Raw genomic sequence first — 25,274 nt, 5'->3', positions numbered from 1 at the left:
TAGACCAGTTAAAGGGAGAGGGAGACCTGTAATGCCAATTTCTGCTGTACTATTTGACCTTGATGATACATTGCTGTGGGATGATCGGAGCGTCGAAGAAGCATTTCGTTCTGCTTGTGAAGCCGCCGGGGATACGATCGATCCACAAGAACTAGAAGTTGCAGTTCGTAAGGAAGCAAGTAGCTTGTATGAATCTTATGAGACGTTCCCATTTACAAAGATGATCGGAATTAATCCTTATGAAGCACTCTGGGCTAACTTTACGGCAGGTGAACAGCCAGAATTCCGTCAATTGGAGCAGCTTGCACCGGTATATCGTAAAGAGTCTTGGCGTCGCGGACTTGCAGTGTTAGGGGTGGAAGACGAAGCACTAGCTGAGACCTTGGCAACTAAATTCGCAGCAGAGCGCAGAAAACGTCCATACATCTATGAAGAAACAATGCATGTACTGGAACAGTTACGGGGTCAAGTGAAGCTTTTGCTACTTACGAACGGCTGTCCTGCACTGCAACAAGAGAAACTAGATGGTGTGCCCGAGTTAATTCCTTTCTTTGATCATATTGTGATTTCCGGAAGCTTTGGTAAAGGCAAACCGGATAAGGAAATTTTCCTGCATGCTTTAGAGCTTCTTGATGTAACGCCTGAGCAAGCGGTTATGGTCGGCGATAAGCTGACAACGGATATCCGTGGGGGGCTGGCAGCAGGGTTGACCACGGTCTGGATTAATAGAAAAGATAGAGCACCTAGTCTTGATATTCATCCGGATCATGAAATCAATCACCTTGAGGAACTTCTTCCACTAGTTCAATCCTTGTAAGATATATAGAGCTATTAGCTCCAACATAAAGACTTTATAAAAGCAGCGAGCTTCTGAGATCCTAAGAAACTCGCTGCTTTTCTGTACATACATACTAACATAAGGATTTCATTAGATTTTTAAGTAAATGATTTAAGTCACAAGACTAATGCGGAATTGATGCAAAATACTGAAAAACCAATAATAATGTGTATAATAGATGGAGATGTATAACATGAATTGGTAGATTTTTATTATTCGATAATGATTGGGAGGGCTCCGAATGATGAGATCGAAGAAATTAGTCGCTGTATTATTAGGTGCAACACTTCTAGTACTAGGTGGATGTTCTTCAAATGGAACCAAGCATTCAGAAATACATAACATGAATATGAACATGTCTATGGAACCTATCAAAGTCGAACTACAATGGAGTCCTGAAGAAGTTGTTGTAAATCAAAAGGTAACCTTTGAAGCTGTGGTGACCCAAGATAACGAGGCAGTAGATGATGCAAAAGAGGTTCTGTTCGAAATTGTGAATAAAGATGATGAGGGACAGAAAGTAGAGCTTAAGGGAAAGCTAATTGGTAAAGGAGTCTATCAAGCAGAAGGGACCCTTGAAAAGGAAGGACAATATAATGTCACTTCACATGTGACAGCCCGGACACAGCACTCTATGCCTAGCAAAGAGCTGTCTGTGAAACCATGATTCAAAGGTTCGCAAAGGTTACTGAACAATAACAGATAAAGCAGAGTGGAAAGGAAGGCTTTTCGAAATTCCTTTATTCTGCTAAACTTACTCTAATGTTTTACTGGGGGGACTATTAGTTGGCTAAATATACACTTGAGGAAAGCTTACAACAAAGGATTTTGATCCTTGATGGCGCAATGGGCACGATGATCCAACAGGTGCCTCTTACTGGAGAAGATTTTGGAGGCGATGAGCTGGACGGCTGTAATGAAATGCTGGTATTAACACGTCCAGAAGTCATTCAGACGATTCATGAGCAGTACCTCGAAGCAGGGGCTGATCTCATTGAGACTAACACATTTGGTGCAACCTCTGTTGTGCTAGCTGAATATGATATTCCTCAGCGGGCACGTGAGATCAATCTAGCGGCAGCAGAGTTGGCTCGCAGAGCAGTAGACAAATATGACACACCTGACCGTCCGCGATACGTCGTGGGGGCTATGGGTCCAACAACAAAAACGCTCTCAGTAACTGGAGGCGTTACTTTCCAAGAGTTAGTTGATAGCTATGAGGAACAAGCAGTGGCATTGATCGACGGTAAAGTAGATGTTTTGCTGCTGGAGACCTCTCAAGATACACTTAACGTTAAAGCTGGAAGTATTGGTATTCGTAATGCTTTTGAAAAGACTGGCATCACATTGCCGGTTATGATTTCCGGAACAATTGAACCAATGGGTACTACATTGGCGGGTCAGAATATTGAAGCATTTTATATCTCATTAGAACATCTGAAGCCTATCTCTATGGGCCTCAACTGTGCGACTGGTCCTGAGTTCATGCGGGATCACATTCGTTCGCTTTCGGAGATCTCCTCCGCAGCCGTGAGCTGTTATCCAAACGCAGGATTGCCGGATGAGAACGGACATTATCATGAATCTCCAGATTCTTTAGCTCGCAAGATTGCAGCCTTTGCCGAAAAAGGCTGGCTGAACATTGCGGGGGGGTGCTGTGGAACGACACCAGAGCATATCCGTGCGATGAAGGAAGCACTTTCTGAATATCCTCCACGCCCGCTGACAGGTAATCATCCGCCTGCACTTTCAGGCATCGAGCCTATCTATATTGAGAACGACAACCGCCCATACATGGTTGGTGAACGTACGAATGTACTTGGCTCTCGTAAATTTAAACGTCTTATCGTCGAAGGTAAATATGAGGAAGCCTCAGAAATTGCCCGTGCTCAGGTGAAGAGTGGGGCACAGGTTATTGACGTGTGTGTACAAGACCCTGACCGTGATGAGATTGAAGATATTAAGCTTTTCTTAGAACTGGTTGTGAAAAAGGTTAAAGTACCCCTGATGATCGATACTACCGATCCTAAGGTTATCGATTTGGCTTTGCAGTACTGTCAAGGTAAGGCGATAATTAACTCCATTAACCTTGAAGATGGTGAAGAAAAATTCGAGCTGGTGACGCCGATCATTCATAAATATGGTGCAGCTATTGTTGTGGGTACCATCGATGAGACGGGACAAGCCATTAAGGCGACAGATAAACTGGAAGTGGCTAAACGCTCCTATGACTTGCTAGTAAATAAGTACGGTTTAGCAGGAGAAGATCTTATTTTTGACACGTTGGTGTTCCCTGTAGGAACCGGAGATGAACAATATATCGGTTCAGCAAAAGAAACGATTGACGGCATTCGTTTGATCAAGGAAGCACTTCCAGGCGTTCATACGATCTTGGGCATTAGCAACGTCTCCTTTGGATTGCCGGAAGCGGGTCGTGAAGTGTTGAACTCCGTATTCCTTTATGAATGTACAAAAGCTGGATTAGATTATGCGATCGTAAATACAGAAAAAGTGGAGCGGTATGCTTCCATTCCTGCTGAAGAACGTCATCTTGCTGAGGAACTGATTTATAATACGAATGATGAGACGCTTTCTGCTTTTGTAGCTGCTTTCCGTGGTAAAAAAGTAGAGAAAAAAGAGAAGATTTCCAACCTGTCACTTGAAGAACGTTTAGCTTCCTATGTGGTTGAAGGTACGAAGGAAGGACTCATTCCTGACCTTAATGAAGCATTGACTAAATCTGGTCCGCTGGAGATCATCAATGGACCGCTGATGGCAGGGATGTCGGAAGTCGGCCGGTTATTTAATAATAATGAATTGATCGTTGCTGAGGTGCTGCAAAGCGCTGAAGTGATGAAGGCTTCTGTCAATCATCTAGAGCAGTTTATGCAGAAGGATGAGACAGCGGTTAAAGGAAAAATTATGCTGGCAACCGTAAAAGGGGACGTGCATGATATTGGTAAGAATCTAGTGGAGATCATCCTCTCCAATAATGGTTATCAGATCATTAATTTGGGTATAAAAGTACCACCAGAGACCATTATCGAAGCCTTCCGTCGAGAAAAAGCTGATGCGATAGGATTGTCCGGGTTGCTTGTGAAATCTGCTCAGCAGATGGTCCTCACCGCTCAGGATCTACGTACAGCAGGGATCGATGTTCCGATTATGGTTGGCGGCGCAGCTTTGACCCGTAAATTTACGAAGACCCGTATTCGTCCAGAATATGACGGTCTAGTATTGTATGCTAAGGACGCTATGGACGGGCTGGATATTGCCAATCGGCTTATGAACCCTGAAGAACGGGAGAAGATTGCCGAGGAAATTCGTGTGGAGGCAGAAGCAGCGGTTGCGGTGGCGCCTAAGCAAGAACTGCCGAAACTAACCAGAGCAGTGCGTTCCAAAATATCTCCAGATGCACCTGTATTTGTTCCACCGGATTTAGAACGCCACGTACTGCGTAACTATCCATTGGGGCATATTATCCCCTATGTGAATATGCAAATGCTGCTGGGTCATCATTTGGGGTTACGGGGTTCTGTAGAAGCCCAATTAGCTGCTGGAGATCAGCGGACTGTTGAACTGAAGGGTACCGTAGACGATATTCTCCATCAAGCGATGCTAGAGGGTACCATTACTCCACATGCTATGTATCAATTCTTCCCTGCACAATCGCAAGGGAATGATATTATAGTGTATAATCCACAGAATACGTCCGAGATCCTGCATACCTTTACTTTCCCGAGACAAGGGGTAGAGCCTCATCTGTGCTTGGCGGACTTCTTGAAACCTGTTGACAGTGGTATTATGGACTATGTTGGATTCCTAGTTGTAACAGCAGGTCACGGTGTACGTGAATTGTCTACTCAGCTGAAAGAAAGCGGAGATTATCTGCGTTCACACGCCTTGCAGTCGGTTGCACTTGAAGTGGCAGAAGGACTGGCGGAACGCGTCCATCATATGATGCGCGATACTTGGGGTTTCCCGGATCCGGCGGATATGACGATGAAGCAAAGACATGGGGCAAGATACCAAGGAATCCGTGTTTCATTTGGTTATCCTGCTTGCCCGGATTTAGAAGATCAAGGTCCACTGTTTAAGTTGTTATCTCCGGAGGATATCGGTGTTCACCTTACAGAAGGCTTTATGATGGAGCCCGAAGCTTCCGTTTCGGCTATGGTATTTGCCCATCCAGAAGCGCAGTATTTTAATGTAGAGAAGCTGTAATTCTTTCATTTATATACCTGGTCTGTAGGGGATTGTATCCCTTTCAGCGGAACCTCCCGTAACTGGGGGGTTTTTTGCTGGAAGAAGGTCGTTTAGAATTGAAAAGAGATGGTTGAGCCAATAAGCAGAAGGGAGGAAAAAGAATGGATTTATATTTTTTAGGTACTAATGCAGGTGTGCCAACGCTACAACGCAATGTAACATCCGTTACATTAAGACTGCTGGAAGAACGTCGCAGTATTTGGATGTTCGATTGTGGGGAAGGTACACAACATCAGGTTCTTCGTTCACCGATACGGCTAGGAAAGCTGGAAAAGCTATTCATTACCCACTTGCATGGTGATCACCTATTTGGTCTTCCAGGTCTATTATCAAGTCGTGGTTATCAGGGAGGGACAGCGCCGTTAACGGTGTACGGACCCCCTGGATTAAAAGCTTACTTAGAGATCTCCTTAGCTGTGAGCCAATCCCGAATTCCTTATAAGATTGAGATTGTTGAGCATACAGGAGGAATTATATTCGAGGATGATAGCTTTAAAGTTGAGGCTGCATTACTTGAGCACCGCATTGACAGCTATGGCTACCGGGTAACGGAAAAGGATAGTCCCGGAAGCCTCAATACGGAATTGCTTAAGAGTTATGGTTTAAAACCGGGACCGATTTATGGAAAATTAAAAAAAGGTGAAGATGTTGTTACGGATGAAGGTGTGCGAATCTGTGCTGCTAATGTTGTCAGGGAACCCAAACGAGGACGTATTGTTACTATCCTTGGAGATACAAGACCTTGTTCGGGAGCCTTAGAACTCTCTCTTAATGCAGACCTTATCGTTCATGAAGCAACCTTCGCCCATGATCTGGCTGACATGGCGTATCAATATCATCATAGTACAGCCCGTCAGGCTGCAGAGTTAGCAAAAGAAGCCAAAGCAGGACAGCTGTTGCTGACTCATTTCAGTTCTCGTTACAGCTCGCATGAAGAGTTAATTCCTTTGCTTGAGGAAGCTGAACTCCTATTCCCAGAGACATTATTAGCTGAGGAATTTAATGCATATCCGGTACCTCGCAGACTAAATGGGCAATAGGGGGAATGATTATTTTCCGGGAAAGCGCAGGAAATGACAGTGCTATGCTAAAAAATGCTGGATGGGACGGTTGTTCGATTTCATTCGACGAAGTGTGTTAGATTTAAAGTAATCACGGAGTAAAAGACGAACGAATGGCTGGACATATTGCCGAAAATCAGTAGGTGATATCTTCCACCTAAAGGGATTGAGTTTTCCTGTAAATCCAAGCAGGGCAAAGGCTACGAGTTTGTTAATACTATTATTTATTTATTATATTAATTAAATTTATTGTGGAAACTGAGGGGTTAGTGATGGAACAAATTGAAGGATTATTGATTGATCTAGATGGTACATTGTACCATGGGCATAAAATGATTCCCGGTGCTGATCTGCTGATAAAAGCTCTTCGTGAAGCGGATATCCCTTTTTTATTTGTTACTAATAACTCATCGCGTACGGCAGCTAACGTTGCTGCCCACTTAAGTGGAATGGGAATTGAGGCGAAAGCTGAGGAGGTATGTACCTCTTCTATGGCAGCCGCACGTTACATAGCTGAGGAATCACCTGGGGCTACAGTGGCGATACTTGGAGAAGAGGGACTGCGTATGGCTTGCGTTGAGGCAGGGCTCCAAATCGTTACAGAATCCCCTGATTATGTGGTGCAAGGTATCGATCGTTCTTTTAATTATGCTTCGTTAGCTCAAGCTTCGCGTTGGATTTTGAGCGGGGCAAAGTTTGTGCTCACCAATCCAGATTTAATGTTACCATCAGATGATGGGGTTATGCCGGGTGCGGGTACGATTGGTGCAGCAATTGAGGCTGCAAGTGGAGTGAAGCCAGTAGTGATCGGTAAACCTGAATCCCACCTGATCAAATATGCGACAGATCTTCTGAACATTCAACCTGAACATGCTGCTGTTGTTGGGGATAATATGCGTACGGATATCGCTGCGGGTGTTAATGCGGGCTGTCGTACAATCCTTGTTCTTACTGGTTTAACCACTACAGAGAATCTGGAGCACTATAAAAGCATCACAGGGATCACTCCCGATGAAATATGTGCCGATTTAGCTGAACTTAAAATGTTTCTCGGTGTATAATAGCTAGGGTCTTATTACTTCACCAACTTAGAGGGGACGATGAGTATGCCAGAATTGCCGGAAATGGAGAATTATAGACAGCTGCTTAGCCAGCGTATTATAAATGTTCCGATAACTAATGTAATTGTGAACAGAGAAAAAACAATTAACATGGAAACAGAAGCTTTCATTAATGCCTTGATCGGTGCGCGTGTTGTTTTTGTAGAGCGGCGCGCCAAGTATATTTTGTTTCATCTCCATGATGGACGAAGATTACTATTGCATTTAATGCTGGGTGGATTGCTTTTTTATGGTTCAGAAGAAGAACGGCCGGATCGTAATACGCAAGTAGAAATCGCATTTGGTGATCAGATCCTTTATTTTATGGGCCTGCGGTTAGGGTTCTTACATTTAGTATCCGTGAAGGAAAGCGAAGCAACGATGGGTAAGCTTGGACCTGAGCTGCTGGATCGACGGATGACGCCGGAACGTTTTGCAGGAATATTAAAAGGGCGGCGTGGTGCGTTAAAAAGTCTGTTAGTGAATCAGCATGTAATGGCGGGTATTGGAAATTGTTATGCGGATGAGATTGCTTTTGACGCAGGGCTTCTGCCTTCAGTTTTAGTACAAAATTTATCACCTGAAGCCATTTCCCGCCTGTATCAAAGCATTCAAAAAGTATTAACTGATGCGACAGAGATTGGCGGATACATGGAAATGCCATTTATGACCGGTGATACGGTTACGGGTTCTTATAATGATCAATGTAAAGTCTATGACCGTGAGGGCGAGCCTTGCCTACGCGATGGGGGAACGATTATCAAAACAGAGCTGTCTGGACGCAAAGTATTTTATTGCCCAGACTGTCAGCATGAAGCCTAAACCCAAAATAGGGGCTCATGTCAGCATTCGTGGTGGATATGGGAGAGCTGCCCGATTTGCTTGGGAGAGCGGTGCAACAAGTTTTCAATATTTTCCGAAAAATCCGCGCAGTCTGAAGTTAAAGACGGTTGATATTCGAGATACAAGGGATTGTGCACTCTTTTGCCAAGAAAAAGGGATCACCTCTATCGCCCACACCCCTTATGCAATCAATATGGCTGCGAATAGGGATGACGCTACCCCGCGAAAGGTGTATGTAGACTCCCTACTTAATGATCTGGAAATTGCTGAAGCCTGCGGTTCCTTAGGCATTGTTGTTCATTTTGGACATTTTGCTGGAATGGAGCCGTTACAAGGCTATCAAAATATTATACAATGTATGAATGAGACGCTGGAGTCCTGGGAAGGTAACGCCAAGCTGTTAATCGAGAATCAAGCGGGCAACCATGGTACCGAAGGGATTACACTTGAAGAATTGGTGAAGGTTCGTGAGCTTAGCCAGTTTCCCGAGAAGATTGGATTTTGTCTGGATACCTGTCATGCTTTTGCGGCGGGAATTTGGAATCCTGAGCATACGGAAGACTTGCTTGAACGAGGAAACCAGCTTGGATTTTGGACGCATCTTGTAGCTGTTCATCTAAATGATTCTAAGTTTCCCTTTGATTCGAGACGGGACCGGCATGCTGGAATAGGAAAAGGTTATATCGGCGAAGAGGGTCTAAAGCGCTTAATAACTTCTGATCCATTACGTAAAAAATCTGTTGTTTTGGAAACTGAAAAGGGTCCAGATGGCAGTCATCGGAATGAAATAGCTACTGTTCGCAGTTGGTTTGAAGCGGGGGCTAGAAAGTGATTCATATCTATATGGACGATCTCCGTAAAGGTCCGCTTGGATTTGCTTTAGCCAGGACAACAGAAGAATGTCTTCTGATGCTGCGTGAGTGTGAGGTTGGTATTTTATCGTTAGATTATGATATGGGACCGGATGATTATTCTGGTGGGGAAGTGGCCAGACGGATTGTTCTGGAAGGGCTGTACCCCCGTGAAATCTATCTACACACCTCCAGTGTTTTAGGGAGAAAAGAAATGTATGAAATCTTATACGCGGCTAAACCTGAGGGGATGATCTTGTTTAATGGTCCCCTAAGTTCTGATAAGCTTTATGATATCGCTGGGGAGACGGATCTGAAATGAAGGAAATGAATGAAGCGGATTTACTGGAGATACTCACGAGACCGGGAGAACCGCTGGTAGTATTTTTGCATACTCCGCTGTGTGGTACCTGTAAGGCTACAGAACGCATGTTGGAAGTAGCGGCACATCTATTGCCTGCTGAACTCCAAATGGTTGCCGGAAATGTAAACATGTTGCCTAATCTGGTCCAACAATACCGTATTACCAGTGTCCCTGCTCTACTTGTGGCTTCTGCTGACCGGATAGAGAATCCGCATATTTATTATTCAATGGTTTCAGTTGAGCGGATTCTGGAATACATAAGGAGTGTTATATCATGATCATTTCATTACAACATTTATCTCTGCGCAGAGAAGAAAGCCTAATCTTGGACGATGTATCGTTAGAAGTGAAGGAAGGCGAAAACTGGGTCATTTTGGGACGAAATGGTTCGGGCAAAACAACAATTTTGGAGATTATGACAGGTTATTTATTCCCTAGCAAAGGAACTGTTGAGGTATTGGGGAATAAATATGGTCAATGTGATTTACGCGAGGTTCGTAAAGAGATTGGTTATATTGGTCCTTCCTTAATGGAGAAAATGTCTTTAAATGATCCGGTGTGGGAGGTTGTAGCTACAGGAGCTTACGCTTATTTGCGTTTCTACGAGAGCATTCCACACGAAGTGAAGGAGAAGGCAATCCGCTTGCTAGAGGATATGAATCTGGGCAATATGGCACTTCATCCTTTTGGAACCTTGTCACAGGGAGAGCGAAAAAAAGCAATGCTGGCAAGATGTCTTATGGCTGACCCCAAACTACTGATTATGGACGAGCCTTGTGCAGGTCTTGATCTGTACGAAAGAGAAAAAATGCTGGCTGAAGTAGACAAGCTGAGACAACGTAATGTCTCCGTTGTATATGTAACTCATCATGTGGAAGAAATTGTCCCGCTTTTTACACATGTTGCTTTAATTCGCGACGGTAAGCTAGCTGGTTCCGGACCGAAAGAAGAAGTATTAACCAAAGAAATGATCTTGGCCACCTATGATATTCCTGTTGATGTAGAATGGGATAGCGGTCGTCCCTGGATTAAAATTAGACCTGGAGGCAAAACGATTTGAACGAATTAAGACATGATAACGAAGAGCAGACCACTGCTCCGGAAGAAATGGTGTACTCCCGATATATTTGTACAGCTAATCACGGCTTTGCGCCATATGCTCAGGAAGAGCTTCGGCGCTTGTTCGGCGCAGTGAAGAGTACGCTGCTGCTGCCGGGAGAAATCTTTCTAGCCACCTTGCAGTCTGAACCCGAGGAAGTATCACGATTGCTCACACAGAATCTGCCCATTTTCCTTCGTCATATACAGCCTGTGCAGTTTCAGGATGAAGGAACCATGGATGGGTTACAGCGTTTGGCTGTGTATTTAAGCCGCCGCAGTGAGCTAGAGGGGGAGAAAATATCCCTAAATGTTCGTAAAGGGGATCCTTCCTTCTGGCAGGAAAGTCCGGGCGAACTTCGTGAATGGCTGCAGGAGCAATTGCAGAGCTTGGGTGCAGAATTTACAGTACAAGATCCGGCATGGGTCATTTCTGTCTACGCAGACGGGAATGCCTTATATGCAGGAGTGTCCAGACCAGAAGAGAATCTATCCGGCTGGAATGGCGGTGCAATCCGTTTCCGCAAGGAAGACGGACAAATCTCACGTGCTAAGTTCAAGCTGATGGAAGCGGAGAAGGAGTTCGCTATTCCTTTTTACAGCTTCCGTAATGCGCTTGATATCGGTGCCTCTCCAGGGGGCTGGACTTCTTTCTTGCTGGAGCGTGGAATGAAGGTAACAGCGGTTGACCCTGCTTTGATGCATGAATCGCTGCGTAATTACCCGGGTCTGAAGATCCTGCGCAAAAATGCCGGAGAAGTGAAATTCCGCGACAATGAATTTGATCTGCTTGTATGTGATATGAGCTGGAGTCCTAAGCTGATGGCGAAGCTTGTAACCGGGCTGCTGCACAGCCTGTCCCCAGGTGGAACAGCGATTGTGACTGTGAAGTTGATGCATAAGAAACCACTAGCGATGATCAAAGAGATCATTGCAATGTTTGAGGGCGAACGTATGCAGATTCAACGGGCCAAGCAGCTGTTTCATAATCGTGACGAAATAACACTTTATATGATTAAATACTAAGTTAGATCCTAATTTAAAAATCTTAAGGGAAAGCATCCCGTTATTAACGTTATCGTAATCTGCGGTAACAACGTTAATGGCGGAAGCTTTCTCTTTTTTTATGTGAAAAAGGGGGGAGTTCAGGTGAATTTTGCATCGAAGCTTGGGGTAGGGCAGATAATGGACGCCAGATACAGAATTATTGATCAGATTGGAACAGGTGGAATGAGTATTGTCTATCTTGCGGAGGATCTGCGTTTAAAGGGGAAACGCTGGGCTGTAAAAGAAAGTGTAAGCTCAGAAGAACTACCTTCAGACATTGAGGCGGAAGCGGAGATGCTAATGGGTCTGGATCACCCGCGGCTTCCCCGTATTGTTGATTACTATCTTTCGGATAAAGAAGGGTATTCTTATTTAGTTATGGATTATATTGAAGGGATAACTTTAAGTCAGCTGATGAAGGATAATCCCGGACCTTTACCTTGTGAGTTCATCCTACAAATAGCTAAACAGCTTTTAGAAGTTCTGCAATATTTGCATGGTCATCATCCGCCCATTGTTTATCGTGATTTAAAGCCCTCCAATCTTATGTTAACTAAGCAAAAAGAATTGATGTTAATCGACTTCGGAATCGCTCGGAATTTTAGAAAAGGAATCGTTGAAGATACGGTGAAGCTTGGTACAGTAGGATTTGCGGCTCCTGAGCAGTATGGGAATGGGCAGAGTCAGCCGGTTTCTGATTTATATGGTCTTGGTGCGTTACTTTTGTATATGGCTACCGGAGGCTTATGCAGCCACTGGGAGTCTGGAATGGAAAATAAGTTGCGTGATCATGTTCCCGCAGCTTTTATTCCTATAATTAGACGTTTATTACGGCCTCATCCGGAGGAAAGATATCAGGAGGCAACAGCTGTTATTCAAGCGCTGGTTCGTGTGGAGAATGATATGGATGAAGGTAATCCTTTAGCAGTGTCTGTGCCCCTAGCGGTTGATAAACGGAAGGCTAAAGTGATCGCCTTACTTGGAGTAAGGCCGGGACTTGGAACAACACATACTTCATTTGCAATTAGCAGTTATCTGGCACAGATCGGTTCAACAGCTTGGGTTGATCTATCACCGGATTCATCGGTTTATGAGCGCATGCACAATATGGTTGATGTGCAGAGCGCTTCAGTTCCTGATGAGAGCTCTGAGTCTGTATTTTCCTGGAGGAAGGTTCATTACTGGAAGCGACCTCACCATGGGGATGTAGCAGAGCTTATGAGAGGGGCTTATCAATTTGTTGTCTTAGATCTGGGCACGGGTGGATTTGATGGAGCGCTGGAAGAAATCAAGCATAGCGATATTCCCATTCTGATTGCTTCTGGCGCCGATTGGCGATTGGAGGAATCTTTATTATGGATTAAACGGAGTGGGCTGCAGCCTGAACGGGAATGGAGAGTGGGGTTACCACTTGCTGAATACCAATCTGTTGAACTATTGCGAAATTCTTTAGGTATAGATAGAGTTTATAATCTACCGTGTCAGCAAGATCCATTTTTACAAAAAGGGAAGTTGGCAGATGTAATTGCTGAGCTGTTAGGGGACATTAAGGGCGAGCGAAACGTTAGAAAACGCCGTGGTTTTTTCTTAAGATAGACTATTGGGACTAACATTTAATTCAGTGTTCCGCTAAAGTATGATAAAATATATATTTATACGTGATTTGATTTACGCATTATTTAAGTATAGACAGGAGCTTGCGGAGAATTTATGAGTTTACTTACTGTAGAAGACGTTTCCCACAATTTTGGGGATCGGACATTGTTCAAGAACGTGTCTTTCCGGTTGTTACCAGGAGAACATGTGGGAATTGTTGGAGCAAATGGCGTTGGTAAATCGACGCTAATGAACATTTTGACAGGAAAGCTTTTGAAGGATAATGGTAAAGTAGAGTGGACCCCTCGGGTGCGTTACGGTTATTTGGACCAACATACGATTCTTACACCGGGCAAAACGATTCGCGATGTTCTAAAGGACGCTTTTTTGCCACTGCTTGAGTTGGAGCAGGAAATGCTGAAGATCACAGAGCAGATGGGTGATGCTTCGCCTGAGGAACTAGAAGTACTACTGGAGCAGATGGGAGACATTCAGGAACAACTGGATATCGGAGATTTCTATCTGATTGATGTAAAAGTAGAGGAAATGGCCAATGGTTTAGGCCTGTCCGTGATTGGGCTAGATCGTGATGTTGCTTCTCTCAGCGGTGGTCAAAGAACCAAAGTGCTGCTGGCGAAGCTGTTGCTGGAGAAACCCAATGTACTATTGCTTGATGAGCCTACCAACTATTTGGATGTTGAGCATATCGATTGGCTGACCAACTATTTGAAACAGTACCCATATGCATTTATATTGATTTCCCATGACACTGAGTTTATGAATAAAGTCGTTAATGTCGTTTATCACTTAGAGTTCGGTAAATTGACCCGTTACACGGCGAACTATGAGAAATTCCTCGATATGGCGGAGATGAACAAAAACCAGCATATCGATGCCTATGAGAAGCAACAAGATTTTATTAAAAAACAAGAGGACTTCATCCAGCGGAATAAAGCGCGTGCTTCAACTTCAGGCCGGGCAAAAAGCCGTGAGAAGCAGCTTGATCGTATGGACCGAATTGATCGGCCTGAAGAAGCTGCTAAGCCGACCTTTAAGTTTAAAGAGAGCCGGGCAAGCGGGAAAACCGTCTTCGAGGGAATTGATTTCGAGATCGGTTATGATCGTCCGCTGCTGCCACAGCTAAATATGGTCATTGAACGTGGAGAGAAGATTGCTATTGTTGGCTGCAATGGTGTGGGTAAATCGACACTGCTGAAGACAATTCTGGGAGTGATCCCAACATACAGCGGCAAAACCTATCTTGGGGATTATCTGAACCCTGCATATTTCCAACAAGAAGTGAAAGCAGCTAGTCTTACACCCATAGAGGATGTCTGGAATGAATTCTCCAGTTTAACTCAGAACGAAGTTCGTGGACATCTGGCACGCTGTGGCCTAAAAAATGAACATATTACACGTCCGCTTAGTATGCTGAGTGGTGGGGAGCAAGCGAAAGTGCGACTTTGTAAGCTTTTGATGCGCGAAAGCAACTGGGTACTGTTCGATGAACCTACCAATCACCTTGACGTTATTGCTAAAGCAGAGTTGAAGCGCGCTTTGCAAGAATATAAAGGCACAGTCCTGCTTGTATCTCATGAACCTGATTTTTATGAAGATTGGGTTACGAAAATTTGGGATGTTGAGCAGTGGTCAGCTGTACAGGTATAGAATAATCATAAATCCGGAGAATAGCAGACATCCTGCTGTTCTCCGCTTTTTGGATATGGGGAGGAGATAATGTATGTTTCATAACGCTGGGCGAGAAGATCGATACTCACGACAGATACGTTTCGCGCCGTTTGGAACTGAAGGACAGCAGGGTCTCGCAAAATCAAAAGTGCTTGTAGTTGGTGCGGGTGCGTTAGGTACAGGGATTGCAGAGACATTAGTCCGCTGTGGGGTTGGGCATGTTCTTATCGTTGACCGCGATTATGTAGAGTGGAGTAACCTGCAGCGCCAACAGCTGTATACCGAGATGGATGCGCAGGAGAGAGCTCCAAAAGCCATTGCAGCCCAGAACAGACTGCAGCAGATTAATTCTGAGGTTGTCATAGAAGCGCATGTTATGGATGTGCGGAAGGAAGAGCTGGAAGGACTCATCTCAGGGGTGGACCTGATTATGGATGGGACTGATAATTTCGATACACGTCTCATCATTAATGATATTGCCCAAAAGAATAATATCCCTTGGATTTATGGAGCATGTGTAGGAAGCTATGGAATTACATATACGATTTTGCCTGGAGAAACGCCATGTCTTCATTGTCTTTTAGGTACAGTCCCACTAGGGGGAGATACCTGTGATACAGCGGGTATTCTCCCACAGGCCGTGCAATTGGTTACTGCAAATGCTACGGCTGAGGCGTTAAAACTTCTCGGTAACCGTAAGGACCAATTACGAAATAAACTGCTGACTTTCGATGTATGGCGTAATGAACATCAAGAAATTGGCGTGAAAAGTGCTAAAAAGGAGAATTGTCCTTCTTGTGGGACTCATCCGATCTACCCTTATCTAACAGCCTCAAATACGGAACGAAGTGATGTGCTTTGTGGCAGGGATACCGTACAGATCCGCCCTGCCCGGCCGCAGAAACTTAACTTGCAGGAAACAGCCAGTCGTCTGTCTCGTTTAGGAGACGGTGAGGTAGAGAGCAATCCTTATCTGATTTCCTTTAAGGAAGGTCCTTACCGGATGGTGATCTTCGCAGATGGCCGGGCATTGATCCATGGAACGAAGGATATTGCCGCTGCCCGTAGCTTTTATCATCGATATTTTGGATAAAAAGCATAATAAACAGATCTTCAGGCCATTTCATAGGAATGGTCTCTTTGTTTTCCGGGGATTCTATATCTATTAATGGGATGCTGATGCATGTCTGATGGATACGGGGGATCTTCGTGAGTGAGCAAATGATATGGTACATGTCTGCGGGAAACGGAAGAGGAGAGGAAGAACTAGACGCTATTGCGAAAGTGTTTAATGATATCGGTCTGCAAATAACAAAAAGCGAAGATCCCGAAGATCTTCGCTTATCCATTTCTGAAGTAGAACCGGTATTACTGCTTGCTGATTTAGGCGAGGTGGGAACATGGGAAGGATGGAAAATCATTTCCGCAGTAAGAGATGAGGGAATGATTCTTCCGGTCATGGTGATTTCCGAAGAATTATCTGGTAACGGAGCAGTTGCGGCCTTTTTAGCCGGAGGGAATGATTTCATGACAAAACCACTACATACCGGTGAATTTAAATGTAGAATTCTAAATTTATTAACCCTCACGGGTCGGCGTCGAAATTTAAAACATCTGTTAAAGGTAGATGGTTTAATGCTCGATCCCAGCCGCAGGCTGGTCACCCGTGAAGGGATCGAGCTTAAGATGACGCATAAAGAATTCGATCTTCTATATTATCTCGCTGCGAATCGAGGGATTATATGTTCCCGCGAGGAAATACTCAAACAAGTATGGGGATATCAATTCCATGCAGATACCAATGTTGTAGATGTATACATCAGGCATATCCGCTTAAAAATTGATAAAGGGTACCGGAACAAGTTGATTCATACTGTTCGCGGAACAGGATATGTAATGAGGGTGCCCGAAGGCAGCACCACATCCTGAGACTAATTCTCTTTTATAGAAAAGACTCTACTATAGAGCTGTTGTTTACAGTACGCGGCGAGCCTTTAGATAAGTCTTTTTCCATGTACCAGAATTAAGATCAGAAACCGTAACACCTGGTTTACCGTAAGTGTGCAGAATTTTACCGTTTCCAGCGTAAACAGCTACGTGAGTTACATTTTTACCAGTTGCTCTGCTGCCGCTGGAGAAGAATACAAGATCGCCGACACGAAGGTTAGCTTTGGATACAGCAGTTCCTACTTTTGATTGAGCCGCAGCTGTGCGGGGTAATGATACATTATATTTATTAAAGATATGTTTCATAAAGGAAGAGCAGTCAAAAACCTTAGTAGTAGAAGTAGAGGCTCCGAATTTGTATGGAGTTCCCATAAAGTTTTTTCCGAAATTGACAACGCTTTGTCCTTTGGACACCGTAGCGGCTTCAACTTTAGTTGCACCTACACCAGTTGCCATCATTGTTCCTAAGCCCATTGTAGTAACCATTCCTATAACAATCGCTTTTTTTATCCATTGTTGTTTATTCATGTTGTAAGTACCTCCAAAGTTAGTATATCAATCTGTCTTGCTTGGCTTGTCTTGCTTGCCTGATTCGTAGTATAGCAGGTTATCTATGTCATAAAATTTGGTAGAGCAGCAATAAAGTGAGGCTGGGCCTGGGTTGTAAGCGTTTTATTAAAAATTCATTAAAAGTTACAAAAAATTAATAACTTGATATTTTGAGCAATAAAATAAGCCGCAAACCCCTTGATATATAAAGGATTTAACGGCTTTTTAATTTTGAAACAAAAGTTACAAGGATGTTTCTATATCACTATGTATTTAGTCTTTGCTCTGGATAATCAGCAATAATCCACTACGTATTCTAACTGTTCCAGTGGAGGAAATCAGTTTGTTGCTTACACCTAGAGATTGCCCTAGCTTTAAAGTAGCATCATTCAAAGGATATTGAAATCCTTCTAATGTAATCCCTGTTACTTCAGGAGTTAATGGAAGCAAAGATACATAGGTGTAGCCCAAATCTTCAATGACTGTTTGGGATCCGGTAAGTGTCACATAGTTATTAGAATCCATCACGTAGCAATTGATTTGACGTTGCAGAGCCCTTGTCATCATTTGAATGCTGGCTAAGGAGTGATCAATTCGAGTGCCTGTAACTCCTAATAGTAAAATAGAATCAGGTTGCTGATTCATTGCAATATCGAGTGCCATCTCACTGTCGGTTAAATCCTTGTTCACGGCGTCACAAGTGATTGTTTTTTTACTTTTGGATTGAATATCCTGAAAAGCCTCAGGCGATACAGAATCAAAATCACCTACCGCAATATCGGGTATATATCCATGTGAGATGAGGAATAATGCACCCCGGTCCGCACCGATAATAAAATCTTCTTCATCTAATAGAGCGAAATATTCCGGAGATAGTTCTCCACCGGCAAAAATAACAACTCGTTTGGATGGCATAACATCCATTCCTCCTCTAAAACTCTAGTTGGTTATCCTGTCCCAGTATAATGCAGATCGAAAAGTTGCACAATTGACCAAGACAACGCTAAAATGATAGTGTGCGATTTTTTATGTGCATAAATTCATATTTACTAATGTTTTAACAATTGGGAGGTGAATGAAATCGTAAACGTGCTATTTGTCTGTCTGGGTAATATTTGTCGCTCACCAATGGCGGAGGCCGTTCTGCGCCATAAGATTGATGAACGAGAGCTTTCACATAAGATTCTGGTTGACTCTGCAGGAACTGGAGATTGGCATATAGGTAAGGAACCGCATGAAGGGACTAGACGTATACTTGATCAAAACAAGATTAGTTATGCAAATATGGCAGCGCGTTTGGTCAGTAGCGAGGATTTTCAGAAGTTTGATTATATCGTCTGCATGGACAAGTCTAATGGAGAGAATGTTCGAAAGGTTCCTGGTGGGGAAGAGGCTAAGCTTTTGTTCTTCATGGATTTATTGCCTGAGGAAGAATTGAGAGAAGTACCAGACCCTTATTTTACAGGTAATTTTGAACAGGTGTATGATTTGATCAATGCAGGCTGTGATGTTTTGCTAGAAATGGTGATAAGAGAAAAGCTGTAACCCGGTTGGGTTCCAGCCTCTCTGATTAGTATTAAAGTAAATTAAGGAAATTTGCTGGATTAAACTGTAAGCGTAAACACGGCTGAAATCTACATACGTTCTTTAGATGTTCATTTTTTGCTTCTATCAATAAGGCATTATGTGTTTAAAAAATAGAGTAGAGATTCAGGGAGTTCCTTTTGCCAAAAGCCCCAGAGATGACGACCGTCTTTCTCCCGGTAGGATACGGTAGCTCCACGTGCTTCAAGCAATGCTTTTGTTTCTCTGTTCATCTGAACAAAATCATAGGTCCCTGTATCAGTCTGGTAATCTGTTTCCTGCAGTCCAACGACCATATTAATGTTGAGCCAGGAGAGATCTTCTTCTTTAGCCAGCATGGCTTGTGATTCGGGATAGAATGCACCGGATAGGCTGATGATACGTGTGAAGATAGCTGGATAAGCAAGAGCGAGATGGAGGGAGACGCTGCCTCCAAGGGAATCACCGGCTAAGATTCGTTCGTCGGGTGTACGGCGTACGGGATAATTTTTTTCAATGAAGGGAATAATCTCTTCGGAAAAGCAAGATAGGTACTCCTTGAATCGGCTGCCGAACGGAGCGTATTCTTGAGTCCGAACAGCGACGTTAACTTCTACACCAACGATAATGAAGGGCTCGACATCTTCTTCTATAATAAGTTGTCCAGCAAGTGTAGCAATGCGTCCAAAGTTGAAAAATTCTTCTCCGTCTTGGCAGTACACCACGGGGTAACTCAGAACTTCATTGTAGCCTGGGGGCAGATAGATACGTAATTTACGTTCCTCCTGCAGATGTTCACTCCAAAGCGTTTCTTTTACAATTGTGCGTTTCAGAAAAACAGAATCGCTCATCGTTGTCACGTCACCTTTCTTGTCGAATTTTGCAATACACACAGGGTTACGCTAAAATTATTAAATGTGTAACTGTGTTATTAATCATTTACTTGTTGGAAAAGTGTTAAACTGTTATATAAAATTTTCTCACCTGTTATACATACAAAATTTGAAGGAATATAAATTTTATAAGTATTTCTTTGACGAAAGTAACTAAACAGGTGTATAATAATATTATAACAGAGGCAGCTGATATTCAAATTTTTTTATTGAGGTGAAGATAATGAGTAAAGTTCCTTATGAAGTGTATACAGAGGACGTCGAGGCTCTATCGGTACTTTCCCCGGATGGAGAAATTATCAATAAGGATAAGATGCCCGATTTAACCGACGATCAACTGAAAGAAATTATGTATCGTATGGTATTTACCCGTACTTGGGATGATCGTGCAGTAAACCTTGGCCGTCAAGGTCGCCTTGGTTTCTACGCACCGGTATCCGGTCAAGAAGCTACCATGATTGGTAGTGAGTTCGCTTTGGAGAAAGAAGACTTCTTATGCCCAGGCTACCGTGATATTCCGCAGCTAGTATGGCACGGACTTCCATTGTACCAAGCTTTCTTATATTCCCGCGGTCACCAACATGGTGGAGCTATTCCTGACGGGGTTAATGTATTGATGCCACAAATTATCATCGGTGCGCAAATCCTGCACGCTACTGGTATTGCTATGGGCTTCAAATTGAAAAAACAAAAGAATGTTGCAATTACTTACACTGGTGATGGCGGTTCTTCAGAAGGTGACTTCTACGAAGGCTTGAACTTTGCTGGTCGTTTTAAACTGCCTGTAATCTTCTTTGTTCAAAACAACGGGTATGCGATTACGACTCCGTTCGCTAAACAAACGGCTTCCAAATCGATCGCTCACAAAGCGGTTGCAGCTGGTATTCCAGGGATTAAGGTTGACGGTATGGACATCTTTGCAGTAATCAGTGCTGTACGTGATGCTGCAGAACGTGCACGCAACGGCGAAGGTGCTACATTGATCGAAGCTGTAACTTACCGTTTCCGTCCACACTCCCTTTCTGACGATGCAAGTAAATATCGTTCGAAAGAAGAAGAAGGACAATGGAGTGAAAAGGATCCAATCGCCCGTCTTGCCAAGTATTTGGAGAAGAAAGGTCTTTGGACTGAAGAAGATACACTGCGTGTGAAAGATGAAGCGAAAGCTACTGTTAACGAGCAGATCAAAAAAGCTGAACAAACCGAAAAAATGACAATACCTGGCTTGATCGACAGCATGTTCGAAGTAACACCTAAACATCTGGAAGAGCAAAAAGCCGATTTTGAATAAGGGGGATATCAGGCAATGGCACAAATGAATATGAAAGAAGCGATTCGCGACGCGATGCGCGTTGAACTGAATCGTGACCCTAACGTTCTTATCTTCGGAGAGGATGTTGGTAATGTAGGCGGCGTTTTCCGTGTAACTGAAGGTCTGCAAAAGGAATTTGGCGAAGATCGTATTTTTGATACACCACTAGCTGAGTCCGCTATCGGCGGTCTGGCATTTGGTCTTGGTGTACAAGGCTTCCGTCCGATTGCTGAAATTCAATTCGTAGGTTTTATCTTTGAAGCACTGGATCAAATCGTTGTTCAAGCAGCGCGTTTGCGCTGGCGTTCTGGCGGTAAATATAACGCTCCAGTAGTATTCCGTACTCCTTTTGGTGGCGGAGTTAAGGCTGCTGAGCTTCACACTGACTCACTCGAAGGTTTGATCGCACAAAGCCCAGGGATTAAAGTTGTAATTCCTTCAAACCCATATGATGCGAAGGGACTTCTAATCGCGTCTATTCGCGACAATGACCCTGTCTTCTTCATGGAGCACTTGAACCTTTATCATGCATTCCGTGCTGAAGTGCCAGAAGGTGAATATACAGTTGAACTTGGTAAAGCGAACGTAGTACGTGAAGGTTCTGACGTTTCGATCATTACTTACGGGCTGATGGTACATACAGCTACCAAAGCAGCCGAGCAACTCGAAAAAGAAGGCGTTAATGTTGAAATTATCGACCTTCGTACTGTAAGTCCAATCGACATCGATACTATTGTAGCGTCTGTGAAGAAGACTAACCGTGCTATCGTGGTGCAAGAAGCACAAAAGAGTGCGGGTGTAGCTGCTGAAGTTATCGCACAAATCAATGAAAAAGCACTACTGCACTTGGAAGCACCTGTGCTTCGTATCGCAGGTCCTGATACTGTGTATCCATTCGCACAAATAGAAGATACATGGCTTCCAAACCCTGCACGTATTATTGCAGGCGTGAAGAAAGTTTTGGAATTCTAAATATTTTTACGAGAAACAGTTGTCATCCATATGGATGACAACGTTGTTTCATCTTATAAAGTTTAAATCATAAGGTTAGTCCCAATTTCACGAGGAGGTTTTCAAAGTGGCAAAGTTTGAATACCGATTTCCTGAACTAGGTGAAGGTCTGCATGAAGGTGAAATCATCAAAATGCATATCAAAGCCGGTGACAAGGTAACGGATGATGATATCGTAATGGAAGTTCAAAATGACAAGGCGGTAGTTGAGGTGCCTTGCCCAGTAAACGGTACTGTATTGGAAGTTCTGACAAAAGACGGTCAAGTATGCCGTGTCGGTGAAGTAGTGGCTATTATCGAAGCAGAAGGTGACGTGCCTGATCAAGAGGGTGCTGCTACTGAAGCTCCTGCTGCTCAAGCGCCAGCTGCACCAGCTGCTCCAGCATCTAACAAAGCATCGAATTTTGAATATCGCTTCCCTGAGCTGGGTGAAGGTCTGCATGAAGGTGAAATCATCAAAATGCATATCAAAGCCGGTGACAAGGTAACGGATGATGACATCATCATGGAAGTTCAAAATGACAAGGCGGTAGTTGAGGTTCCATGTCCAGTGAATGGTACTGTATTGGAAGTTCTGACTAAAGATGGCCAAGTTTGCCGCGTAGGCGAAGTTGTAGCTATTATCGCTGCTGAAGGCGACGTTCCTGAACAAGAAGGTCATGCATCTGCTGAAGCCGATGCAGCAAAAGGAAGTGCAAACACTACTTCTTCCCCTGCAGCAACAAGCCCTGCTGATGCTAAAGAAGGCGGATCTGCAAGTGTAACACCAGCTCCTGACCGCGATGTTTTGGCTACACCAAGCGTTCGCAAATTTGCTCGTGAGCAAAAAGTGGATATTTCCAAAGTGAACGGAACTGGTAAAGGTGGTAAAATCACTCGTGAAGACGTAGAAGCCTTCTTGAAAGGTGGTTCTACACCAGCAGCTCCTGCAGCAGCAGCGTCGTCTGAAGCTCCTAAGGCTGCTAAAACCGAAGCTAAAGCAGCACCTGCAGCAGCTAGCGGTAACGTTAGTCTTGAAGAAGAACGTGTACCATTCAAGGGTATTCGTAAGGCGATCTCCAACGCAATGGTTAAATCGGCTTACACGGCTCCACACGTAACCATCATGGATGAAGTAGATGTTACTGAACTGGTAGCATTCCGTACACGTATGAAACCTATTGCTGAGAAAAAAGGCGTTAAGGTTACTTACCTTCCATTCATCGTTAAGGCACTTGTTGCAGCTTCCCGTCAATTCCCAGCACTCAATGCTATGATTGATGAAGAAGCAGGCGAAATTGTCTACAAGAAATACTACAATATCGGTATCGCTACTGATACACCAAACGGTTTGATCGTTCCAGTTATCAAAGACGCTGACCGTAAGAGCATTTGGATGATTGCTAGCAGCATCACTGACTTGGCCGTTCGTGGCCGTGACGGTAAATTGTCTGCTAACGAAATGAAGGGCAGCACGATCTCCATCAGTAACATCGGTTCTGCTGGCGGTATGTTCTTTACTCCAATCATCAACTTCCCTGAAGTGGCTATCCTCGGAACTGGCCGTATCAGTGAAAAAGCAGTTGTGAAAAATGGTGAAATCGTAGTTGCTCCAGTAATGGCGTTGTCACTCAGCTTTGACCACCGTATTATCGATGGTGCGACTGCTCAAAACTTTATGAACTACATTAAATCGCTGCTCAATAATCCTGAGCTGCTGGTTATGGAGGTATAATTATGGTAGTAGGAGACGCTTCACTAGATATTGATACATTGGTCATTGGTGCAGGTCCTGGTGGGTATGTGGCGGCAATTCGTGCCGCCCAGCTCGGCCAAAAAGTCCTCATCGTGGATAAATCGGAACTCGGCGGTGTATGTTTGAACCGTGGATGTATTCCTTCTAAAGCCTTGATCGCTGCTGCGCATCAATTTGAATCCGCACAGCATGGTGAAGTTTTCGGCGTTACAGCTGAGAATGTTAAAGTGGATTTTGCCAAAACTCAAGAATTCAAGAACAGCGTAGTTAAAAAAATGACTAGCGGTGTGACTAGCTTGATGAAGGGCAACAAAATTGAAGTATTTAACGGCGAGTGCATGTTTATCAGCGACACAGAAGCACGTGTGTTCAATGATCATGAATCTCCACGTTACCGCTTCAAACACTGCATCATTGCTACAGGTTCCCGTCCAATTGAACTTAAACCTTTCCCATTCGGCGGACGTATTCTGTCTTCGACTGAAGCTCTGGAACTTCCAGAAATTCCGAAGAGCATGATCGTAATCGGTGGTGGATACATCGGTGCCGAGCTTGGTCAAATGTACTCTAAATTTGGCACTAAAGTAACAATCATCGAAGGTTTGGATACTGTACTTCCAGGCTTCGATAAAGATATGACTCGTCTTGTTGCGAAAAACATGGCTAAAACTGGCATCGAAATCGTAACTAACGCTAAAGCTGAAAGTGCTGTTCAGAACGACAAAGAAGTAACCGTGAAATACTCTGTTGGTGGCGAGTCCAAAGAAGTTACAGCAGATTACTTGCTTGTTACTGTAGGTCGTCGTCCTAACACTGACGGTGAACTTGGTCTGGATCTGATCGGTCTTGAGCTCGACGAGCGCGGATTGATCAAAGTTGATCACCAAGGACGCACAAGCATTCCTACCATCTTCGCTATCGGCGACGTTGTTCCAGGTCTTGCTTTGGCTCACAAGGCTTCTTACGAAGGTAAAATCGCTGCTGAAGCAATTGCAGGACTTACATCTGTTGTTGACTACAAAGTCATCCCAGCTGTTGTATTTACAGATCCTGAGTGTTCAAGCGTTGGTTTGACTGAAAAAGAAGCAAAAGACAAAGGCTACAAAGTGAAAAGCGGCAAATTCCCATTCGCAGGAAATGGTCGCGCAGTATCTTTGAACAGCCCAGAAGGCTTCATCAAAATTGTTGCTAACTCCGAGAACAATTTGGTACTGGGAGCTCAAATCGTTGGTATCGAAGCTTCTAACTTGATCGCTGAACTTGGTTTGGCAATCGAAATGGGCGCAACGCTTGAAGATATCGCTTTGACTATTCATGCGCATCCAACCCTTGGCGAAATCGTCATGGAAGCTGCTGAATTGGTTGAAGGTCACCCAATTCATGTAATGAAATAATTTTTCTCCAAAAATTGCTCTAGCAGGCAACAGAAAGGCGGACGCAAATGCGTTCCGCCTTTTTTTGTGTTTTCCACTTTTTTGAAAAGAGATATACTGGGAGGAAGAGCAATTACT

General features: G+C 43.9%; 23 protein-coding genes. 20 read left to right on the top strand and 3 right to left on the bottom strand.

What is annotated here, in order from left to right:
• The first annotated feature begins 31 nt into the window (after positions 1 to 31).
• The 15 genes from MHI25_RS17550 (at position 32) to MHI25_RS17480 (ending at position 16,682) form a co-directional block, all read left to right on the top strand.
• Entirely contained in the window at positions 32 to 817 is a 786-nt protein-coding gene (locus MHI25_RS17550; RefSeq protein WP_076304086.1) for an HAD family hydrolase, read from the top strand.
• A gap of 262 nt (positions 818 to 1,079) precedes the next feature.
• On the top strand, positions 1,080 to 1,505 hold the full coding sequence (locus MHI25_RS17545) for a FixH family protein (RefSeq protein WP_340393793.1): 426 nt from the start codon (positions 1,080 to 1,082) through the stop codon (positions 1,503 to 1,505).
• 119 nt (positions 1,506 to 1,624) lie between these two features.
• Complete coding sequence (metH, locus tag MHI25_RS17540; protein WP_076128413.1) at positions 1,625 to 5,062, top strand: methionine synthase; 3,438 nt, start codon at positions 1,625 to 1,627, stop codon at positions 5,060 to 5,062.
• A 143-nt stretch (positions 5,063 to 5,205) separates the two neighbouring features.
• Positions 5,206 to 6,144, top strand: coding sequence for a ribonuclease Z (gene rnz, locus MHI25_RS17535; protein ID WP_340393791.1), 939 nt, complete (start codon positions 5,206 to 5,208; stop codon positions 6,142 to 6,144).
• Positions 6,145 to 6,437: 293 nt separating this feature from the next.
• Positions 6,438 to 7,226 (top strand): TIGR01457 family HAD-type hydrolase, encoded by a 789-nt coding sequence (locus MHI25_RS17530; protein WP_340393789.1) that lies wholly within the window; start codon positions 6,438 to 6,440, stop codon positions 7,224 to 7,226.
• A 45-nt stretch (positions 7,227 to 7,271) separates the two neighbouring features.
• On the top strand, positions 7,272 to 8,087 hold the full coding sequence (locus MHI25_RS17525; RefSeq protein ID WP_076133771.1) for a DNA-formamidopyrimidine glycosylase family protein: 816 nt from the start codon (positions 7,272 to 7,274) through the stop codon (positions 8,085 to 8,087).
• Positions 8,077 to 8,940 carry a deoxyribonuclease IV gene (locus MHI25_RS17520; RefSeq protein WP_340393787.1) on the top strand — a complete coding sequence of 288 codons (864 nt, stop codon included), beginning with the start codon at positions 8,077 to 8,079 and terminating at the stop codon, positions 8,938 to 8,940. Before MHI25_RS17525 ends, MHI25_RS17520 begins: the two co-directional genes overlap by 11 nt.
• Positions 8,937 to 9,281, top strand: coding sequence for a cyclic-phosphate processing receiver domain-containing protein (locus MHI25_RS17515; RefSeq protein WP_076128423.1), 345 nt, complete (start codon positions 8,937 to 8,939; stop codon positions 9,279 to 9,281). The genes MHI25_RS17520 and MHI25_RS17515 overlap by 4 nt, the downstream gene beginning before the upstream one ends.
• Positions 9,278 to 9,601: a thioredoxin family protein gene (locus MHI25_RS17510; protein WP_076128425.1), complete on the top strand. Its 324-nt coding sequence runs from the start codon at positions 9,278 to 9,280 to the stop codon at positions 9,599 to 9,601. Before MHI25_RS17515 ends, MHI25_RS17510 begins: the two co-directional genes overlap by 4 nt.
• Entirely contained in the window at positions 9,601 to 10,383 is a 783-nt protein-coding gene (locus MHI25_RS17505) for an ATP-binding cassette domain-containing protein (RefSeq protein WP_036687827.1), read from the top strand. Before MHI25_RS17510 ends, MHI25_RS17505 begins: the two co-directional genes overlap by 1 nt.
• Before the next feature lie 47 nt (positions 10,384 to 10,430).
• Positions 10,431 to 11,447 (top strand): SAM-dependent methyltransferase, encoded by a 1,017-nt coding sequence (locus MHI25_RS17500; RefSeq protein ID WP_340395691.1) that lies wholly within the window; start codon positions 10,431 to 10,433, stop codon positions 11,445 to 11,447.
• A gap of 123 nt (positions 11,448 to 11,570) precedes the next feature.
• On the top strand, positions 11,571 to 13,064 hold the full coding sequence (locus MHI25_RS17495; RefSeq protein WP_340393786.1) for a serine/threonine-protein kinase: 1,494 nt from the start codon (positions 11,571 to 11,573) through the stop codon (positions 13,062 to 13,064).
• 114 nt (positions 13,065 to 13,178) lie between these two features.
• The gene (locus MHI25_RS17490; RefSeq protein ID WP_036687697.1) at positions 13,179 to 14,732 is read left to right on the top strand and encodes an ABC-F family ATP-binding cassette domain-containing protein; all 1,554 of its coding nucleotides are present in this window, start codon (positions 13,179 to 13,181) and stop codon (positions 14,730 to 14,732) included.
• Between the two features lie 73 nt (positions 14,733 to 14,805).
• Entirely contained in the window at positions 14,806 to 15,846 is a 1,041-nt protein-coding gene (locus MHI25_RS17485) for a ThiF family adenylyltransferase (RefSeq protein ID WP_340393784.1), read from the top strand.
• A gap of 116 nt (positions 15,847 to 15,962) precedes the next feature.
• Entirely contained in the window at positions 15,963 to 16,682 is a 720-nt protein-coding gene (locus tag MHI25_RS17480; RefSeq protein ID WP_076128431.1) for a response regulator transcription factor, read from the top strand.
• A 45-nt stretch (positions 16,683 to 16,727) separates the two neighbouring features.
• Here MHI25_RS17480 and MHI25_RS17475 read toward each other — a convergent pair whose 3' ends face one another.
• Positions 16,728 to 17,228, bottom strand: a complete 501-nt coding sequence (locus tag MHI25_RS17475; RefSeq protein WP_076128433.1) for a C40 family peptidase — start codon at positions 17,226 to 17,228, stop codon at positions 16,728 to 16,730.
• Between the two features lie 294 nt (positions 17,229 to 17,522).
• Positions 17,523 to 18,164: a thiamine diphosphokinase gene (locus MHI25_RS17470; RefSeq protein ID WP_076309789.1), complete on the bottom strand. Its 642-nt coding sequence runs from the start codon at positions 18,162 to 18,164 to the stop codon at positions 17,523 to 17,525.
• 165 nt (positions 18,165 to 18,329) lie between these two features.
• Here MHI25_RS17470 and MHI25_RS17465 point away from each other — a divergent pair, with 165 nt between their 5' ends.
• Complete coding sequence (locus MHI25_RS17465) at positions 18,330 to 18,794, top strand: low molecular weight protein-tyrosine-phosphatase (RefSeq protein WP_076184504.1); 465 nt, start codon at positions 18,330 to 18,332, stop codon at positions 18,792 to 18,794.
• A 137-nt stretch (positions 18,795 to 18,931) separates the two neighbouring features.
• Here MHI25_RS17465 and MHI25_RS17460 read toward each other — a convergent pair whose 3' ends face one another.
• Positions 18,932 to 19,663, bottom strand: coding sequence for an alpha/beta hydrolase-fold protein (locus tag MHI25_RS17460; RefSeq protein ID WP_076279314.1), 732 nt, complete (start codon positions 19,661 to 19,663; stop codon positions 18,932 to 18,934).
• Between the two features lie 265 nt (positions 19,664 to 19,928).
• Between MHI25_RS17460 and pdhA the strand changes: the two genes are divergently transcribed.
• From pdhA to lpdA, 4 genes are all read left to right on the top strand, one after another.
• A complete protein-coding gene (pdhA, locus tag MHI25_RS17455) occupies positions 19,929 to 20,996 on the top strand; it encodes a pyruvate dehydrogenase (acetyl-transferring) E1 component subunit alpha (RefSeq protein WP_038571556.1) in 1,068 nt (355 codons plus the stop codon).
• 15 nt (positions 20,997 to 21,011) lie between these two features.
• Complete coding sequence (locus tag MHI25_RS17450; protein WP_038571553.1) at positions 21,012 to 21,989, top strand: alpha-ketoacid dehydrogenase subunit beta; 978 nt, start codon at positions 21,012 to 21,014, stop codon at positions 21,987 to 21,989.
• A 106-nt stretch (positions 21,990 to 22,095) separates the two neighbouring features.
• A complete protein-coding gene (locus MHI25_RS17445; protein WP_076184428.1) occupies positions 22,096 to 23,742 on the top strand; it encodes a 2-oxo acid dehydrogenase subunit E2 in 1,647 nt (548 codons plus the stop codon).
• Between the two features lie 2 nt (positions 23,743 to 23,744).
• Positions 23,745 to 25,157, top strand: coding sequence for a dihydrolipoyl dehydrogenase (lpdA, locus tag MHI25_RS17440; RefSeq protein ID WP_036687684.1), 1,413 nt, complete (start codon positions 23,745 to 23,747; stop codon positions 25,155 to 25,157).
• Positions 25,158 to 25,274 lie beyond the last annotated feature (117 nt).

Source organism: Paenibacillus sp. FSL E2-0177 (genome assembly GCF_037992975.1).
Taxonomy (GTDB): Bacteria; Bacillota; Bacilli; order Paenibacillales; family Paenibacillaceae; genus Paenibacillus_AQ; species Paenibacillus_AQ odorifer.
This window is presented reverse-complemented; position numbering and strand designations above follow the sequence as displayed.

Excerpts from the sequence above, each read along its gene's own strand:
- lpdA (WP_036687684.1), top strand. The coding sequence starts at position 23,745 with ATGGTAGTAGGAGACGCTTCACTAGATATTGATACATTGGTCATTGGT.
- MHI25_RS17545 (WP_340393793.1), top strand. The coding sequence starts at position 1,080 with ATGATGAGATCGAAGAAATTAGTCGCTGTATTATTAGGTGCAACACTT.
- MHI25_RS17525 (WP_076133771.1), top strand. The coding sequence starts at position 7,272 with ATGCCAGAATTGCCGGAAATGGAGAATTATAGACAGCTGCTTAGCCAG.
- MHI25_RS17520 (WP_340393787.1), top strand. The coding sequence starts at position 8,077 with ATGAAGCCTAAACCCAAAATAGGGGCTCATGTCAGCATTCGTGGTGGA.
- MHI25_RS17450 (WP_038571553.1), top strand. The coding sequence starts at position 21,012 with ATGGCACAAATGAATATGAAAGAAGCGATTCGCGACGCGATGCGCGTT.
- MHI25_RS17530 (WP_340393789.1), top strand. The coding sequence starts at position 6,438 with ATGGAACAAATTGAAGGATTATTGATTGATCTAGATGGTACATTGTAC.
- MHI25_RS17550 (WP_076304086.1), top strand. The coding sequence starts at position 32 with ATGCCAATTTCTGCTGTACTATTTGACCTTGATGATACATTGCTGTGG.
- MHI25_RS17490 (WP_036687697.1), top strand. The coding sequence starts at position 13,179 with ATGAGTTTACTTACTGTAGAAGACGTTTCCCACAATTTTGGGGATCGG.
- MHI25_RS17470 (WP_076309789.1), bottom strand. The coding sequence starts at position 18,164 with ATGCCATCCAAACGAGTTGTTATTTTTGCCGGTGGAGAACTATCTCCG.
- rnz (WP_340393791.1), top strand. The coding sequence starts at position 5,206 with ATGGATTTATATTTTTTAGGTACTAATGCAGGTGTGCCAACGCTACAA.
- pdhA (WP_038571556.1), top strand. The coding sequence starts at position 19,929 with ATGAGTAAAGTTCCTTATGAAGTGTATACAGAGGACGTCGAGGCTCTA.
- MHI25_RS17485 (WP_340393784.1), top strand. The coding sequence starts at position 14,806 with ATGTTTCATAACGCTGGGCGAGAAGATCGATACTCACGACAGATACGT.
- MHI25_RS17460 (WP_076279314.1), bottom strand. The coding sequence starts at position 19,663 with ATGAGCGATTCTGTTTTTCTGAAACGCACAATTGTAAAAGAAACGCTT.
- MHI25_RS17475 (WP_076128433.1), bottom strand. The coding sequence starts at position 17,228 with ATGAATAAACAACAATGGATAAAAAAAGCGATTGTTATAGGAATGGTT.
- MHI25_RS17510 (WP_076128425.1), top strand. The coding sequence starts at position 9,278 with ATGAAGGAAATGAATGAAGCGGATTTACTGGAGATACTCACGAGACCG.
- MHI25_RS17500 (WP_340395691.1), top strand. The coding sequence starts at position 10,431 with ATGGTGTACTCCCGATATATTTGTACAGCTAATCACGGCTTTGCGCCA.